Raw genomic sequence first — 1,023 nt, forward strand, 5'->3', positions numbered from 1 at the left:
GGATTATTGGGCCTGGTATCGTCGCGGCGACGCTTTCCGGGATTGGGGCAATCCCCAAGAGGCTTTATTTAATTATCGTACCGCCCTCGATATCCGACCGCAAGATTACTGGTCCTGGTATCAACAGGGTGTGATCTTACAAGCATTACAGCGCCTGCCAGAAGCGATCGCCTGTTATGAAGAATCGTTAAAAATCGATCAAGATGATCGCTATGCGTGGTATAATTCCGCCTGCTGTTATGCCGCCCTCGGTCAACAAGAAAAAGCGATCGACTGTTTACGCGAAGCCATGGACATAGAACCGGATATATGTGGCGAATTAGTGCGTAATAACTTTGTTTTCGATGGTTTAAGGCAAAATGAAACCTTTAATGACCTCTTGAGTTGCTATTCCCCCAGCTAAAGTCTTTTTGCATCACCTAGGGTTTGCTGAAAGGGTTTTTCGTGGGGTGTGGGGTTTTAGGCATTTTCAGGGAAAAAGTGCCTAAATTTTCCCCTCTATTGCTCAAACGGCTGGCACTTTTTTGATGGCAAAAAAGCCTAAAGATATTAGCCAACAAGGTTTTTAGATTTATTTAGCCAGTCTGGATTAGCTACAATTGCAATTAGAGAAAAATTATTGAGAATCTTATGCGAGAACTAGACAGAGACAAAACCATCGAACAACTAAACGAAATCATGGAATTTGAACTAGCGGGAGTTGTCCGTTACACCCACTATTCCCTGATGGTGACAGGTCCCCATCGCATCCCCATCGTCCAATTTTTCCAGACTCAGGCCACGGAATCCCTCACCCACGCGCAACAAGTTGGGGAAATTCTCACCGGTTTAGAAGGTCATCCTAGCTTAAAAATTGCCCCCATCGAGGAAAGCTATGAACACAATATCAAAGCAATCTTGAGTGAGAGCCTCAATCATGAGAAAAAATCCCTTGATTTGTACAAAGCACTCCTAGAAACCGTTGAAGATGCCAGTATTTACCTAGAAGAATTCGCTCGCGGTATGATTGGACAAGAAGAATTA

Annotated in this window: 2 protein-coding genes; both read left to right on the top strand. The window is 44.1% G+C overall.

The genetic code is table 11. The features are described 5' to 3' along the window. Positions 1-403: tetratricopeptide repeat protein (locus tag PX484_RS18450; RefSeq protein WP_288105045.1), on the top strand; the 403-nt coding region annotated here is incomplete at its 5' end. Positions 404-630: 227 nt separating this feature from the next. Then, positions 631-1,023 (top strand): ferritin-like domain-containing protein (locus PX484_RS18455; protein WP_288105047.1); only part of this gene is annotated, 393 nt, incomplete at its 3' end.

It is taken from the genome of Microcystis sp. M49636_WE2, from assembly GCF_030065375.1.
Taxonomy (GTDB): Bacteria; Cyanobacteriota; Cyanobacteriia; order Cyanobacteriales; family Microcystaceae; genus Microcystis; species Microcystis aeruginosa_C.